Origin of the sequence: Streptomyces sp. NBC_01190 (genome assembly GCF_045039895.1) — a bacterium.
Lineage (GTDB): Bacteria > Actinomycetota > Actinomycetes > Streptomycetales > Streptomycetaceae > Actinacidiphila.
In genome coordinates, this window is the sequence record NZ_CP108580.1 from 2,147,535 (window position 1) to 2,162,929 (window position 15,395).

General features: G+C 70.7%; 14 protein-coding genes. 9 read left to right on the plus strand and 5 right to left on the minus strand.

The window, feature by feature from the left end; translation table 11 throughout:
* Positions 1-23: 23 nt before the first annotated feature.
* Together OG519_RS09135 and OG519_RS09140 are read right to left on the minus strand one after the other, a co-directional pair.
* The gene (locus OG519_RS09135) at positions 24-503 is read right to left on the minus strand and encodes a peroxiredoxin (protein WP_405592586.1); all 480 of its coding nucleotides are present in this window, start codon (positions 501-503) and stop codon (positions 24-26) included.
* Positions 504-715: 212 nt separating this feature from the next.
* Positions 716-1,156, minus strand: a complete 441-nt coding sequence (locus OG519_RS09140) for a DUF3052 domain-containing protein (protein WP_405581037.1) — start codon at positions 1,154-1,156, stop codon at positions 716-718.
* A 475-nt stretch (positions 1,157-1,631) separates the two neighbouring features.
* Here OG519_RS09140 and aceE point away from each other — a divergent pair, with 475 nt between their 5' ends.
* The 3 genes from aceE (at position 1,632) to OG519_RS09155 (ending at position 6,877) form a co-directional block, all read left to right on the plus strand.
* The gene (gene aceE, locus OG519_RS09145; RefSeq protein ID WP_405581039.1) at positions 1,632-4,379 is read left to right on the plus strand and encodes a pyruvate dehydrogenase (acetyl-transferring), homodimeric type; all 2,748 of its coding nucleotides are present in this window, start codon (positions 1,632-1,634) and stop codon (positions 4,377-4,379) included.
* A gap of 381 nt (positions 4,380-4,760) precedes the next feature.
* Positions 4,761-5,954 (plus strand): alpha/beta hydrolase, encoded by a 1,194-nt coding sequence (locus OG519_RS09150; RefSeq protein WP_405581042.1) that lies wholly within the window; start codon positions 4,761-4,763, stop codon positions 5,952-5,954.
* 179 nt (positions 5,955-6,133) lie between these two features.
* Complete coding sequence (locus OG519_RS09155) at positions 6,134-6,877, plus strand: DUF4429 domain-containing protein (RefSeq protein ID WP_405581045.1); 744 nt, start codon at positions 6,134-6,136, stop codon at positions 6,875-6,877.
* A 92-nt stretch (positions 6,878-6,969) separates the two neighbouring features.
* Here the strand turns inward: OG519_RS09155 and OG519_RS09160 are convergent, their stop codons facing one another.
* Positions 6,970-7,998 carry an aldo/keto reductase gene (locus OG519_RS09160; RefSeq protein WP_405581048.1) on the minus strand — a complete coding sequence of 343 codons (1,029 nt, stop codon included), beginning with the start codon at positions 7,996-7,998 and terminating at the stop codon, positions 6,970-6,972.
* Positions 7,998-8,537, minus strand: a complete 540-nt coding sequence (locus OG519_RS09165; protein WP_405581050.1) for a MerR family transcriptional regulator — start codon at positions 8,535-8,537, stop codon at positions 7,998-8,000. The genes OG519_RS09160 and OG519_RS09165 overlap by 1 nt, the downstream gene beginning before the upstream one ends.
* Before the next feature lie 154 nt (positions 8,538-8,691).
* On the opposite strand from OG519_RS09165, the gene OG519_RS09170 reads away from it, so the two are divergent.
* Positions 8,692-9,513, plus strand: a complete 822-nt coding sequence (locus OG519_RS09170; RefSeq protein ID WP_405581052.1) for a serine hydrolase domain-containing protein — start codon at positions 8,692-8,694, stop codon at positions 9,511-9,513.
* A 21-nt stretch (positions 9,514-9,534) separates the two neighbouring features.
* On the opposite strand, the gene OG519_RS09175 is transcribed toward OG519_RS09170, so the two are convergent.
* Positions 9,535-10,281: a pirin family protein gene (locus OG519_RS09175; protein ID WP_405581054.1), complete on the minus strand. Its 747-nt coding sequence runs from the start codon at positions 10,279-10,281 to the stop codon at positions 9,535-9,537.
* 157 nt (positions 10,282-10,438) lie between these two features.
* Between OG519_RS09175 and OG519_RS09180 the strand changes: the two genes are divergently transcribed.
* The 5 genes from OG519_RS09180 to fabF all read left to right on the plus strand — a co-directional run bounded on the left by OG519_RS09180 (position 10,439) and on the right by fabF (position 15,373).
* Complete coding sequence (locus tag OG519_RS09180; RefSeq protein ID WP_405581056.1) at positions 10,439-11,644, plus strand: PucR family transcriptional regulator; 1,206 nt, start codon at positions 10,439-10,441, stop codon at positions 11,642-11,644.
* Positions 11,645-11,733: 89 nt separating this feature from the next.
* Positions 11,734-12,663, plus strand: coding sequence for an ACP S-malonyltransferase (locus tag OG519_RS09185; protein WP_405581058.1), 930 nt, complete (start codon positions 11,734-11,736; stop codon positions 12,661-12,663).
* A gap of 12 nt (positions 12,664-12,675) precedes the next feature.
* A complete protein-coding gene (locus OG519_RS09190; RefSeq protein WP_405581060.1) occupies positions 12,676-13,710 on the plus strand; it encodes a ketoacyl-ACP synthase III in 1,035 nt (344 codons plus the stop codon).
* A gap of 68 nt (positions 13,711-13,778) precedes the next feature.
* Positions 13,779-14,024: an acyl carrier protein gene (locus OG519_RS09195; RefSeq protein ID WP_405581062.1), complete on the plus strand. Its 246-nt coding sequence runs from the start codon at positions 13,779-13,781 to the stop codon at positions 14,022-14,024.
* 80 nt (positions 14,025-14,104) lie between these two features.
* Entirely contained in the window at positions 14,105-15,373 is a 1,269-nt protein-coding gene (fabF, locus tag OG519_RS09200; RefSeq protein ID WP_405581065.1) for a beta-ketoacyl-ACP synthase II, read from the plus strand.
* Positions 15,374-15,395 lie beyond the last annotated feature (22 nt).

Genomic DNA, 15,395 nt, shown 5'->3' on the forward strand with positions numbered 1-15,395 from the left:
ACTGCCGGATCAACGAACCGAGCTTAGTGACCGGTTCCCGGCGGTCGCAGCCCTTCCAGCGCCTTCGCGTACTCGCGGAGGTCGCGGGCGTCCGGCAGGCCGTTGACGATGGTCCGGCGGACGATGCCCTGCCGGTCGATGACGAAGGTGCCGCGCAGCGCGCAGCCCTTGTCCTCGGCGAAGACGCCGTAGGCCCGGGACGCCGTGCCGTGCGGCCAGAAGTCGGAGAGCAGCGGGAAGTCCAGCTCCTCCTGGTCGGAGAAGACGCGCAGGGCGTGCATGGAGTCGCAGGAGACGGCGAGCAACTGCACGTCGTCGTTCTGGAACGCGGGCAGCTCGGCCTGCACCGCACGCAGCTCGTTGGTGCATACCCCGGTGAAGGCGAACGGAAAGAAGAGCAGCACCACGTTCTTGCGGCCCCGCAGGTCGCTCAGCCGCACGGCACGCCCGTGCTGGTCGTTGAGCAGCAGGTCGGGGGCGGGGGTGCCGGGTTCCACCGGCACAGCGATCCGTCCGTCGGTCGGCACGGTATCTCTCGGTATCTCTCGTTCCTGTGCGGGCAGGCCGTGGGCCGGCGCGCGCGGTCCCCCCGCGGTCCCGGAAACCCCGGAAACCCCGGAAAACAGGGAAACCAGAAAAGGCGCAGGGTAGACCGCGCGCTCGGCCATGGACGACAGCGGGCGACAGAGCGCGCGGCCCGGAGGGCGCTACGGGGTCAGCGGCGGGCGGCCCTCGCCGCCTTCGGGGTCACCAGACGGCTGCCGGTCCAGTCCTGAGCGGCGTTGACGCTGCTGGTCTGGGCCAGGCCGGCGGTCTGGGCCGCCTCACCGATCTCGCTGGGCTCGACATGGCCGTCACGCCCCGTCTTCGGGGTCATCAGCCAGATCGGCGCACCGGGGTCGACCGTCGATGTGGCGTCGACGAGTGCGTCGGTGAGGTCGCCGTCGTCCTCGCGGAACCACAGCAGGACGGCGTCGGGCACGTCGTCGTAATCCTCATCGGCGAGCTCTTCGCCCGTGAGCTCCTCGATGCTCTCGCGGAGCTCCTGGTCGCAATCGTCGTCGTACCCGAGCTCCTGGACCACCTGTCCGGGCTCGAAACCAAGCCGGCTCGCCGGGTTGGTCCGCTCCTCCGCGTGGTCCGCGGTCGCGCTCACGCTTTGCCTCCTGTCATGGGGACTGCATTGTTTTCTCGGTGTCCGTATGTGCCCGCTGCGACGCGGGCTTATTGGCGGTAGTCCACACGGGCGCGGCGGATCGCGCAAGTACCCGGCGTACGAGACCGCCGAAACGGTGATGATTCGACCGTCTTCCCCGCAAGTTCCCCGCCGCCGATGCCCTTGGTTGCCGCGACTCACCTGGGTTTTCTCTACCCATAGTGACGCACGCCACGCCGGTTTGCCGGTGTTGTGGGTGATTGGAGCCGCGCGTCGGTCGTACGTCCGAGTGGGCGTAGAGTGCAGGTTTGGCCGCGCGCCGTTTTCAGCGGCCCGCCTGTTACCGACCGGTAGAGATGACGTATCGAACGCCTGCGGTACACGATGGTTGCGGCGAACCAGCAGACAGCCAGCAGCCGACTAGCAGCCGACTAGCAGCCGACTAGCAGAGCCCCTCTATCAGTGAAGGAACAGCGTGGCTTCCGGATCCGATCGCAACCCGATCATCATTGGCGGCCTTCCCAGCCAGGTCCCGGATTTCGATCCTGAGGAGACGGCGGAATGGCTCGACTCGCTCGATGCGGCCATCGACGAGCGGGGCCGCGAGCGAGCTCGCTACTTGATGCTCCGCCTCATCGAGCGCGCTCGTGAGAAGCGCGTCGCGGTGCCCGAAATGCGCAGCAGTGACTACGTCAACACCATCGCCACCAAGGATGAGCCGTTCTTCCCCGGCAACGAGGAGATCGAGCGCAAGATCCTCAATGCCACCCGGTGGAACGCCGCGGTGATGGTCTCCCGTGCACAGCGCCCCGGAATCGGTGTCGGCGGTCACATCGCCACCTTCGCCTCTTCCGCCTCACTTTACGACGTGGGCTTCAACCACTTCTTCCGCGGCAAGGACGACGGCCTCGGCGGCGACCAGATCTTCTTCCAGGGGCACGCCTCCCCCGGGATCTACGCCCGTGCCTACCTGCTCGACCGGCTCTCCGAGGCCCAGCTCGACGGCTTCCGCCAGGAGAAGTCGAAGGCGCCCGACGGACTGTCGAGCTACCCGCACCCGCGGCTGATGCCCGACTTCTGGGAGTTCCCCACGGTCTCCATGGGCCTCGGCCCGCTGGGGGCGATCTACCAGGCACGGATGAACCGCTACATGGAGGCGCGCGGCATCGCCGACACCTCCCGTTCGCATGTCTGGGCGTTCCTCGGGGACGGCGAGATGGACGAGCCGGAGTCGCTCGGCCAGCTCTCCATCGCCGCCCGTGAGGGCCTGGACAACCTGACCTTCGTCGTGAACTGCAACCTCCAGCGGCTCGACGGTCCGGTCCGCGGCAACGGCAAGATCATCCAGGAGCTGGAATCGCAGTTCCGCGGCGCCGGCTGGAACGTCATCAAGCTGGTCTGGGACAGGTCCTGGGACCCGCTGCTCGCCCAGGACCGTGATGGCCTCCTGGTCAACAAGATGAACATCACACCGGACGGTCAGTTCCAGACGTACGCCACCGAGACCGGCTCGTACATCCGCCAGCACTTCTTCGGCGACGACCAGCGGCTGCGCCGGATGGTCGAGGACCTGTCCGACGAGCAGATCCTGCACCTCGGCCGCGGCGGCCACGACCACCGCAAGATCTTCGCGGCGTACACCGCGGCCCTCCAGCACCAGGGCCAGCCGACCGTCATCCTCGCCCAGACCATCAAGGGCTGGACGCTGGGGCCGAACTTCGAGGGCCGCAACGCGACCCACCAGATGAAGAAGCTGACGGTCGACGACCTCAAGCGCTTCCGGGACCGGCTGCACCTGCCGATCACCGACCAGCGGCTCGACGAGGGGTACCCGCCCTATTACCACCCGGGCCGGGACTCCGAGGAGATCCAGTACATGCACGACCACCGCAAGGCGTGCGGTGGCTACGTACCCACCCGGGTGGTCCGTGCCAAGCCGCTGCCACTGCCCGGCGAGAAGGCCTACGCGACCGCCAAGAAGGGCTCGGGACAGCAGTCGATCGCCACCATGATGGCGTTCGTCCGGGTGCTCAAGGACCTGATGCGGGACAAGGAGATCGGCAAGCGCTTCGTGCTGATCGCCCCGGACGAGTACCGCACCTTCGGCATGGACGCGTTCTTCCCGAGCGCGAAGATCTACAACCCGCTGGGTCAGCAGTACGAGTCGGTCGACCGTGAGCTGCTGCTGGCGTACAAGGAGTCGCCGACCGGCCAGATGCTGCACGACGGCATCTCGGAGGCCGGCTGCACCGCGTCGCTGATCGCGGCCGGCTCCGCCTACGCCACGCACGGCGAGCCGCTGATCCCGGTGTACGTGTTCTACTCGATGTTCGGTTTCCAGCGGACCGGCGACCAGTTCTGGCAGATGGCCGACCAGCTCGCGCGCGGCTTCGTGCTCGGCGCCACCGCGGGCCGCACCACCCTCACCGGCGAAGGACTCCAGCACGCCGACGGCCACTCCCAGCTGCTGGCCTCCACCAACCCGGGCTGTGTCGCCTACGACCCCGCGTTCTCCTTCGAGATCGCGCACATCGTGCAGGACGGTCTGCGCCGGATGTACGGCGAGACCGCCGATGGCAAGCCCGGTGAGGACGTCTTCTACTACCTCACCGTCTACAACGAGCCGATCCAGCACCCGGCGGAACCGGCCGACGTGGACGTCGAGGGCATCCTCAAGGGCATTCACCGCTACAAGCCGGGACAGGCGGGTGTGATCCCGGCGCAGATCATGGCGTCCGGTGTCGCGGTGCCGTGGGCGGTCGAGGCCCAGCGCATCCTCGCCGAGGAGTGGAACGTGCGGGCCGACGTCTGGTCCGCGACCTCGTGGAACGAGCTGCGCCGGGACGCCGTCCAGGCCGAGGAGCACAACCTGCTGCACCCGGAGGAGGAGCAGCGGGTGCCGTACGTGACCCGCAAGCTCTCCGGCGTACAGGGCCCGTTCGTCGCCGTCTCCGACTGGATGCGCGCGGTGCCGGACCAGATCTCCCGCTGGATCCCGGGTCGCTACACCTCGCTGGGCGCCGACGGCTTCGGCTTCGCCGACACCCGCGGGGCGGCCAGGCGGTTCTTCCACATCGACGCCCAGTCGATCGTGCTCGCGGTGCTGACCGAACTGGCCAGGGACGGCAAGATCGACCGCTCGGTGCTCAAGCAGGCGGTCGACCGCTACCAGCTCCTGGACGTGGCCGCGGCCCACCCGGGCGCGGCGGGTGGCGACGCGTAAGGTGTGAGGTGTTCAGGCGTCAGATGCCCTGTCCGGTACGACAACCGGACGGGGCATCAGCGTGTCCGGGGCGCATTGAGGAGCCCATTCGGGGGCTCTGGGTGGAGGTTTGACGGGGCGTAACTTTTTTCCGCGTTATTCCGTTGTCAAACGTGATACACGTCACGCGTCCCCCAATCCCCGCTTCACGTCTTCTACGCTGCACCCAGGAGGCGTTATCTCCTGACGATCTCCTGACGTTCGTCGGCGTTTCTCCGGCGCCTCCTGGCACCCTTTGGAACCCCTCGGCGCCCCTTGGCATCCCGTGTCGCCCCCGGGCGGCACCGTTCCTCACCCTGGCCTGCCCGCTGACCACGGGAAGAATTCGCGAGGCATCTGCGAGTGACCCTTCTTTACCTGCGCACAAGCCCGGCCTTCCTGAAGGCACTGCTCGCCCTTTCCGTCGTCTTCGTCATGCTGGCGACCACCGGTTGGACCGCGGTCCGACCGCACAACCCCCTCTCCGATCCGCGCACCGCCTCCCTGGCGGCGTGGACGGCCGGCCGGATCGGCGCCCGCAAGCTGCCCGACCCGACCGCGGCGCCCCGGGCCATCGCCCGCTTCTTCGCCTCGCTCACCGGCGCCCAGCGCACCCTGCTCGCCGACCGCTACCCGCTGGTCGTCGGCAATCTCAACGGCGCCCCGCCGACCTTGCGTTACCTCGCCAACCGCCGGGCACTCGCCGAGGCCCGGGCCACCGAGGACACCCTCTCCCGCAGCGGCAAGCTCACCCCGCTCGGCCGGGAGAACGCCGCGGAACTCGTCGAGCGCTACGACTCGCTGCTCAGCGACCACCGGCAGATCCTCGCCTTCGATCCGTCAGGGACCGGGCGGGCGGCGGAAGTCCTCGGCGACCTCGCCACCGCCACCCGGGTCGCCATCATCGTCCCCGGCGTCGACACGGACATGCTCCGCTTCGAACGGGACGACAAGACGTACTCGGCGCCGGTCGGCATGGCCCATGAGCTCTACGGGGCCGAGCACGCCGCCGAGCCCGACGCGCACACCGCGGTGATCGCCTGGGCCGACTACACCACCCCCGCGGGCGTCGGCCTCGACGCCTCCACCGGCAAGCTCGCCGAGCGCGGCGCCGTCCGCCTCGAAGCGCTGCTCTCCGCGCTGCCCCAGCACTCGGACGTGGCCCTCTTCTGCCACTCCTACGGCTCGGTGCTCTGCGGCGAGGCCGCACCCGATCTGACGCACGGCCAGGTCTCGGACATCACCGTCTTCGGCAGCCCGGGGATGCGCGTCGAGCACGCCGCGGATCTGCACACCACGGCCAACCTCTGGGCGGCCCGCGACTCCGGCGACTGGATCGGCGACGTCCCCCATATGGAGTTCGCCGGTCTGGGCCACGGCGCCGACCCCGTCTCCGAGTCCTTCGGCGCCCGGGTGATCAGCGCGGCCGGCGCCAGCGGCCACCCGAACTACTTCGCGCCCGACACCACCAGCCTCGCCAACTTCGCCGAGATCGCCCTCGGCGAATACGCCGGTGTCGCCTGCAACCACGGAGACGCCTGTAGAGCGGGCCTGTAGTTCCGCGGCCGCCCTGACCGGCCTGACCGCACTGACCGTGCTCCCGTCGCCCCCCGCTCCGCCGCCGCCCCGCTCCCGTCGCCATGCCACCGCACGAACGGGTGCGCGAGGACCTTCGACCTCAGGTCCGAGCGGCCGGCGGCGGGGGCGCGGCGAAAAAGCGTCATAAGCTGACGTCCATGGGTGATGTGCTGGCCGGAAACAATGCCGTATGGGAGTTCGAACCCGACGCGGTGGTCGTCCGGTACAGCCGTTCGGTGCGCGGATCCCGGCTGCTCCAGGCGCTCGGCGAGCGCCGTGTCCCCTACCGCGCCCTGGCGAGCGTCGAGGTGGTGGCGGGCCGGCGCGGCACCGTGGAGCTGCGGGCGGTCCCGCGGCCCGGGGCCGACCCCGTGGTGGAGGTCGCCGGTAATCAGTTGCGGGAGACCGCCGATCCGTACCGGCTGGTGCTGCCCGAGCAGTCCCGGGCGGAGGCCGAGCGGCGCAGGGACGAGCTGGACGCGGTGATCGACAGCCTCGCCTCCGGGGAGCCGCCGAGCCGCTTCCTGGTGGCGGCGCCCACCGCGCCCCGCTCCTTCAAGGCGTATGACGCCAAGGCCTTCTTCGACGGCCGCACCATCACCTTCCGCTGGTTCTGGACGGGCGCGTCCACCGCCAAGTGGAAGGCCGGCGACCAGTCCTTCGCGGTGGAGGAGCTGACCGGCGTCGAGTGGCGGTCACCCGAACGGCTGCACGGCCACCTCCGGTTGCTGCGCCGGGACGCCGGCTCGCCCGGTGCCGCCGGCGGGCCGCCGCAGGAGGCGGACCAGGACCCGGCGGCGGTGATCTTCGGCCTCGGGTACGGGCCGGTGCACGAGTCGCTGCCGTTCGCAGCGGCGGTGTCGGCGGCGATCCAGACATCCCGGGCGCGGCAGCAGCCGTAAGCGGCGACACGGCGGCCCTGCGGCGGGGCCGAAGGCCGCTGGGCCCGCGGCGGTCGTACCCCCACGGGCCCAGCGGCCGTACCGCCGAGCGGCTACTCGCGGGCCGTCGAGGTGCTGGACATGTTGGCGTAGCGGGGCCCCGCCACCCGGGCGGCGATCGGCTCGAGCAAATCCAGTTCGGCCGGGCTGAGGGTGATGCGGGACGCCGCGGTGTTCTCCCGGACCCGGGAGGCCCTGCGGGTGCCCGGGATCGGTACCACGGTCAGGCCGTGCGCGTCGGCCCGCTGGTGCACCCAGGCCAGCGCGACCTGGCCGGGCGTGGCCTCGTGCGCCGCCCCGACCTCGCGGATCACGTCGAGCAGCTCGGCGTTGCGCCGGGCGTTCTCGCCGACGAAGCGGGGCTGGTCACGGCGGAAGTCATCGGCCGACAGGTCGCTCTGCGCGTCCTGGAACGACCCGGTCAGAAAGCCCCGGCCGAGCGGCGAGTACGGCACCACCGCGACATCGAGCGCGGCCGCCGCGGCGACCAGCGACAGCTCGACGTCCCGGCTGAACAGCGACCACTCCGACTGGACGGCGGCGATCGGGTGCACCGCGTGCGCCTCCCGCAGCTCGGCCCCGGTCACCTCGGACAGTCCGAGGTGGCGCACCTTGCCCGCCTCGACCAGTTCGGCCATCGCGCCGACCGACTCGGCGTACGGCACCGCCGGGTCGCGCCGGTGCATGTAGTAGAGGTCGATCACCTCGGTGCCGAGCCGCTTCAGGCTCCGGTCGACGGACTGCCGGATGTACGCCGGGTCGTTGCTCACCCCGCGGTAGGCGGGGTCGTCGGGCTTGCGGACGATGGCGAACTTGGTGGCGAGGGTGATCTCGTCGCGGTGCGCCCGCACGAACGGCGCCACGAACTCCTCGTTGGCGCCGTTGCCGTAGACGTCGGCGGTGTCGAAGAGGGTCACACCCAGGTCGAGCGCCGTCTCCAGGGTCTCGCGGGCGGCGCTCTCGTCGGTCTGCCCGTAGAAGTCGCTCATCCCCATGCAGCCGAGGCCCTGCACCCCGACCAGCGGACCGTCGCCGCCGAGCCGTACGGTGTCGAGCCGCGCCTCGCTGCCTGCTACTGCCATTACGCACCTGTCCTCTCCTGCGCCCTGGGGGCGCCCCCATACGAGGCGATCTTGCCGTCGAGCACGGTCAGCGTGTCCGTGAGTTCGGCGATCCGCTGGAGGACGTCGAGCCGGGTCGACTCCAGCAGCGCCCGGCGGTCGGCGAAGGTTCCGTCGCCGGCCCTGACCAGCTCCGCGTACCGCACCATGTCCGCGACCGGCATGCCGGTCAGCCGCAGCTTGCCGACAAAGGCCAGCCAGTCCAGATCCCGGTTGGTGAACCGCCGCTGCCCGGTGTGCGACCGGTCGACGTGCGGCATCAGCCCTATCCGCTCGTACCAGCGCAGGGTGTGCGCGCTCAGCCCGGTGAAGTCGGCGACCTCGCTGATCGTGTACTCGTCCTGACCGTCGGGCCGCAGATGTCCTCCCCCGTCCCCGCAGTTCGCCGTACGTCCTGGTGGCCGGCCGACCGGCCGACCCGGGGTCCGGCCAGGCGTCCGGCCGGTGGTCCGGCCGGTCGGCCGACCGGGATCGCTCTTCGTCGCGTGCACGACCGTCATACGCTCACGCTAGATCCTTGGAGTGCACTCCAGGCAAGTGCGCCGACCGCGGGGCGGGCCCCGTGCGGTGGACCGGCCGGTGGATCAGCGAGGGCGACCGGGCGGGCGACCGGGCCGCGCCGCCGCGGCCTGCGCACGCCCTAAGCTCGGCGGCATGGAGAGCCTGGGGATCATCGAGCAGTGGCCGGTGGCGACGGCGGCGGGCGCCGTGGTGCGGGGAGACGGGACGGTGGCCGGGACGTACGGGCCGGTGGACGAGCGCTTCCGGCTCGCCTCGGTGACGAAGCCGCTGGTCGCGTACGCCGTACTGGTCGCCTACGAGGAGGGCGTCTTCGAGCTGGACGACCCGGCGGGCCCGGCCGGCTCGACGGTCCGGCATCTGCTGGCGCACACCTCCGGACTCGCCTTCGACGAGCACAAGGCGGTGGCCCAGCCGGGGACCCGGCGGATCTACTCCAACGCCGGCTTCGAGGTGCTGGGCGAGAGCGTGGCGAAGGCGACGGGCATACCGTTCGCCGAGTACCTGCGGCAGGCGGTGCTCGAACCGCTGGGCATGGCGGCCACCTCGCTCGACGGTTCGCCCGCGGCCGGCGCCGCCTCGACCGTGGCCGACCTGGCGCTCTTCGCGGCCGAGCTCCAGGCGCCCCGGCTGCTGCATCCCTCGACGGTGGCGACCGCGACCTCGGTGGCCTTCCCCGGCCTCAAGGGCGTGCTGCCCGGCTACGGGCATCAGAATCCCAACGACTGGGGCCTCGGGTTCGAGATCCGGGACGGCAAGTCCCCGCACTGGACCGGGTCGCTCTCCTCGCCCGGCACCTTCGGGCACTTCGGCCAGTCCGGCACGTTCCTGTGGGTGGACCCGGCCGCGGCGGCGGCCTGTGTGCTCCTCACCGACCGGGACTTCGGCCCATGGGCGGTGCCGCTGTGGCCGCGGCTGACGGACGCGGTGCTCGACGAGCTGCGCGACCGGGGCTGAACCGCGGGGCGGGGACCCGGCTCAGCCGTACGCCGGCTCGCCGTGCATCTCCCACACCAGGTACTCCGCCGGGCCCGGGGTGGCGAACCCCGGCCGTCCGCCGCCGGTGATCCTGGCCGCGTCGCCCGGCTCCAACAGATGCTCCCCGATCCGCAGTTGACCGCGCACCAGGTGGACGTACACAAAGGGCGCTTCGGGCAGCCGGCCGGAGTCGGCGGCCGTTGGGCGGCCGATGTGGAGGGCCGCCTGGCGCTGCCGCAGCGAGAGCACCGGCCCTGCCTCTGCCGCCTCCTGTGCGGAACCGTCGGCCCGGGGTACGCCCGAGGCCAGCAGCCGCAGTCCGGGGCCGGGCGGCGCCGGATCGGCCAGTGCCGCGTGGTCGGGGGCGCCGCCGAACGCGTCGGGGTGCAGCCACATCTGGAGGAAGCGCAGTGGCACCGGGCCCGCGTTGCGCTCCTCGTGCCGGATCCCGGCGCCCGCGCTCAGCCGCTGCACACCCCCGGGGCCCAGCCTGGAGACGCGTCCGGTGCCGTCCCGGTGCGCCAGTTCGCCCGCCACCACCCAGGTCACGATCTCGGTGTCCCGGTGCGGGTGCTCGGCGAAGCCGGCGCCGGGGGCGAGCAGTTCCTCGTTGCAGGCGAGCAGCAGCCCGAACCGGACGTTGCCGGGATCGTAGTGGCCGCCGAAGGAGAAGGCGTGCCGTGTCTCGATCCCCGCGCCCTTGTCCCCACCGGGGTAGCGGTCGGCCGCCCGCCGTACGTCGATCATGCCGACCACCGTACGCACCGTGATACCCACCCCATGGCTCGACTCCAGTGCAAAACCGGCCGAAAACAGGCCCGCCGCACACCGAAAACGGCCCGGTCCGAAGGGGCCGTCCGCCCCCAGGCACCGGCCGGCCCAGGCGATAAGGCAGGCTTGTCCCGTGCCCGATGCCTCGCAAGCCCAGCAAGCGCCCGCCGAACCGTCGCGGGGCGGCCACTCCGCTACGCTGCGGCGCCTGGAGAAATCCGCCGGCCGGCTGGCCGCCCACGCCATCGCGCGGATGGACGAGCAACTGCCGTGGTACCGGGCGATGCCGCCGGAGAACCGCTCGTGGATCGGACTGGTGGCGCAGGCCGGTATCGCGGCGTTCACCGAATGGTTCCGGCACCCCGAGGCACCCCAGGCCATCAGCACCGATGTGTTCGGGACCGCTCCGCGCGAGCTGACCCGGGCCATCTCGCTGCGGCAGACCGTGGAGATGGTCCGCACCACGATCGAGGTGATGGAGTCGGCCATCGACGAGGTCGCGGCGCCCGGCGACGAGTCGGTGCTGCGCGAGGCGCTGCTCGTCTACGCCCGCGAGATCGCCTTCGCCACCGCCCAGGTCTACGCGCAGGCCGCCGAGGCGCGCGGCGCGTGGGACGCACGCCTTGAGTCACTGGTGGTCAACGCGGTGCAATCCGGCGAGGCCGACGAGGGCGTGCTCTCCCGGGCCGCCGCACTTGGCTGGAATTCGCCGGACAAGATTGTGGTGGTGCTCGGCACCGCGCCCAACGGCGACAGCGAACTGACCGTCGAGGCCATCCGACGGGCCGCCCGGCACGCCAAGTTGCAGGTGCTGACCGGCGTGCTCGGCGAGCGCCTGGTGGTGATCGCCGGTGGTGACGACGACCCGCTCCGGGTGGCCAAGGGACTGATCGGGCCGTTCGCGGCCGGACCGGTGGTGGCAGGACCCGTGGTCGGTGATCTGCTGTCCGCGACCCGCTCGGCGCAGGCCGCGGCGGCCGGGCTCAAAGCGTGTGCGGCCTGGCCGGACGCGCCCCGTCCGGTACTCTCCGACGACCTGCTGCCGGAGCGGGCGATGGCCGGGGACCGCTGGGCGCGCGAGCAGTTGGTGGAGGAGATCTACAGGCCGCTCGAAGAGGCGGGCTCCGCGCTGCTGGAGACGCTGAGTGTCTACCTGGAACAGGCCTCCTCCCTCGAAGGCGCCGCCCGCATGCTCTTCGTCCACCCCAATACCGTTCGCTACCGGCTACGACGTGTGACCGATGTCACCGGTTGGTCACCCTCGGATGTGCGTTCGGCGTTCACCCTGCGCATCGCCCTCATCCTCGGCAGACTGTCCGACGCGGAGCGGGCCCACTGAGCGTTTGTGGGACACTCACAAATCACCTGACACTTCTTGGTCCCTGTCCCCACCGGCACGGCGGGCCGCTCGCGCGAGAGAGTGTGAGAGTGCTCGTACTCGTCGCTCCCGGCCAGGGCGCACAGACGCCCGGCTTCCTCGCACCCTGGCTCGAACTCCCTGGTGCTGCCGACCGCTTGGCCGATCTCTCGGTCGCGGCCGGACTCGACCTTGCCCATTTCGGGACCAAGGCCGACGCGGACGGGATCCGTGACACCAAGGTTGCGCAGCCTCTCCTGGTCGCCGCCGGCCTGCTGTCGGCCGGCGCACTGAACGTCTCCCCCTCCCTCGTGGCCGGTCACAGCGTCGGCGAGATCACCGCCGCCGTTCTGGCCGGTGTACTGGACCCGGTGGAGGCGATGACCTTCGTCGCCGCCCGCGGCCGGGCGATGGCCGACGCGGCCGCCGTCACCGAGACCGGCATGTCCGCCGTGCTCGGCGGCGAACAGGACGCGGTCCTCGCCCACCTCGCCGGCCTCGGACTCACCCCGGCCAATATCAACGGCGCCGGCCAGATCGTCGCGGCCGGTACAGTGGACCAGCTTGCCGCACTGGCCGCGGACAAGCCGGAGAAGGCCCGGGTGATCCCGCTGAAGGTGGCGGGCGCCTTCCACACAGCACATATGGCCCCAGCGGTGGCGACGCTGGACGCCCTGGCTCCTTCGCTGAATGTCACCGACCCACGGCTGCCGTACGTTTCCAACGCCGATGGGCAGGTGGTCGACACCGGCGCCGAGATCGTACGGCGACTGGTCGCCCAGGTGTCGAACCCCGTGCGCTGGGATCTGTGCATGGAGACGTTCACCCGGCTGGGTGTCACCACGATCATCGAGGTGTCACCCGGCGGCACACTGGTGGGTCTGGCCAAGCGGGCGTTGCCCGGGGTGCGGACTCTGGCCCTGAAGACGCCGGAGGACCTCGACGCGGCGCGCGCGCTGATCGCCGCAGAGGACGCACCAGCCGAAGACCGAGCCGAATAGGAGTCCTGTCGGATGACAGCGAAGATCAGCCCCACCAAGGGTGCGCCGTACGCGCGGATCCTCGGCGTGGGCGGTTACCGCCCGAGCCGTGTGGTGCCCAACGAGGTGATCCTGGAACACATCGAATCCAGCGATGAGTGGATCAGGACGCGCTCCGGCATCACCACCCGGCACTGGGCGGGTCCGGACGAGACCGTCGCCGAGATGTCCCTGGCGGCGGGCGGAAAGGCCATCGCGGCCGCCGGGATCGACGCTTCCGACATCGACGCGGTGGTGGTCGCCACCGTCTCGCACTTCAAGCAGACACCGGCGATCGCCACCGACATCGCCCACCGGATCGGCGCGGGCAAGCCCGCCGCGTTCGACATCTCGGCGGGCTGTGCCGGCTTCACCTATGGACTGACCCTCGCCAAGGGTCTGGTCGTCGACGGCAGCGCGGGCCATGTGCTGGTGATCGGGGTGGAGCGGCTGAGCGACCTCACCGACAAGACCGACCGGGCCACCGCGTTCCTCTTCGGCGACGGCGCCGGGGCGGTCGTGGTCGGCCCCTCCGAGGTGCCCGCCATAGGACCGACGGTGTGGGGCTCCGAGGGTGACAAGGCGGGGACCATCACCCAGACCGTGGCGTGGGACAGTTTCCGGTCCGGCGACACCCTTCGGCTCCCGCTCGACGCCGACGGGGAGGTCAGGTTCCCCTCGATCACCCAGGAGGGCCAGGCGGTCTTCCGCTGGGCGGTCTACGAGATGGCCAAGGTGGCCCAGGAGGCGCTCGACGCCGCCGGGATCACCGCCGACCAGCTCGACGCCTTCATCCCGCATCAGGCGAACATGCGCATCATCGACTCGATGATCAAGGCGCTGAAGCTGCCTGACCATGTCGCGGTCGCCCGCGACGTCGAGACCACCGGTAATACCTCCGCGGCGTCCATTCCCCTGGCCATGGAACGGCTGCTCGACACCGGAGAGGCCAAGAGCGGTGACACCGCCCTGGTCATCGGGTTCGGGGCGGGTCTGGTCTACGCGGCGGCTGTCGTTACTCTCCCTTAGGCACATCACTCCGCGGCGCCGCAGTCCCGCACGCCGCACCACTCGGTTACACCACAAGGAGCGCCTTCATGGCCACCAAGGAAGAGATCGTCGCCGGTCTCGCCGACATCGTCAACGAGATCGCCGGTATCCCCACGGAGGACGTCCAGCTCGACAAGTCCTTCACCGACGACCTGGACGTCGACTCGCTGTCCATGGTCGAGGTCGTCGTGGCGGCCGAGGAGCAGTTCGGCGTCAAGATCCCGGACGACGACGTGAAGAACCTCAAGACGGTCGGCGACGCTGTCGACTACATCCTGAACGCTCAGGGCTGAGTCGGTCCCCTTCCGGGGGCCCCACCCCTTCCGGACGACGCGCCTGTCGCCCGCCCTTCTAGACGTGGAGAGATATTCCTGTGAGTCCGACCAATCGCACCGTGGTCGTCACCGGTATCGGAGCAACCACACCGCTGGGTGGCGACAGCGCGTCGACCTGGAACGCACTGCTCGCCGGCCGGTCCGGTGTGCGCACGATCGATCATGACTGGGCGGCCGAGCTGCCGGTCAGGATCGCCGCACAGATCGCTGTGGAGCCCGGTGAGGTACTGCCGCGGCCGTTCGCCCGCCGCCTCGACCGCAGTGCCCAGTTCGCGCTGATCGCCGCCCGTGAGGCGTGGGCGGACGCCGGCTTCACCGCCAAGGCGGGGGAGGACCCGTCGATCGACCCGGACCGGCTGGGCGCGGTCGTCGCTTCCGGCATCGGCGGTGTCACCACCCTGCTCGACCAGTACGACGTGCTCAACAAGCAGGGCGTCCGCAAGGTCTCCCCGCACACCGTGCCGATGCTGATGCCCAACAGCCCGGCCGCGAACGTAGGGATCGACGTGAACGCGCGGGCCGGGGTGCACACCCCGGTCAGCGCGTGCGCGTCCGGCGCCGAGGCCATCGGCTACGGCATCGAGATGATCCGCACCGGCCGCGCCGACGTGGTGGTCGCGGGCGGTACGGAGGCGGCCATCCACCCGCTGCCGATCGTCGCGTTCGGCAACATGATGGCGATGTCCAAGAAGAACGACTCCCCCGAGACCGCCTCGCGTCCCTATGACGCGGGACGCGACGGCTTCGTGCTCGGCGAGGGCGCGGGCGTGGTCATCCTGGAGTCCGCGGAGCACGCGGCCGCGCGCGGTGCGCGGGTGTACGCCGAGGCGATCGGGCAGGGCATCTCGTCCGACGCGCACCACATCACGCAGCCGGAGCCGTCCGGGCGCGGCATCGCCGCCGCGCTCCAGCACCTGCTGGACAACTCCGACCTCAAGCCGGCCGAGATCGTGCACGTCAACGCGCACGCCACGTCCACCCCGCAGGGCGATGTGGCCGAGATCAAGGCGCTGCGACGGGTGTTCGGCGACGACGTCGACCACATGGCGGTCTCCGCCACCAAGTCGATGACCGGCCACCTGCTCGGTGGCGCCGGCGGTATCGAGACGGTCGCCACCGTGCTGGCTCTCTACCACCGCATCGCCCCGCCGACGATCAACCTGGACCACCAGGACCCCGAGGTCGACGCGGATATCGTCAGCGGCAAGCCCCGCCCGCTCCCCGAGGGCACGATCGCCGCCCTCAACGACTCCTTCGGCTTCGGCGGCCACAACGTGGTGCTCGCCCTGCGGAGCGTGAGCCGCTGATCGCCCCTGTTGCGGCCGCCTT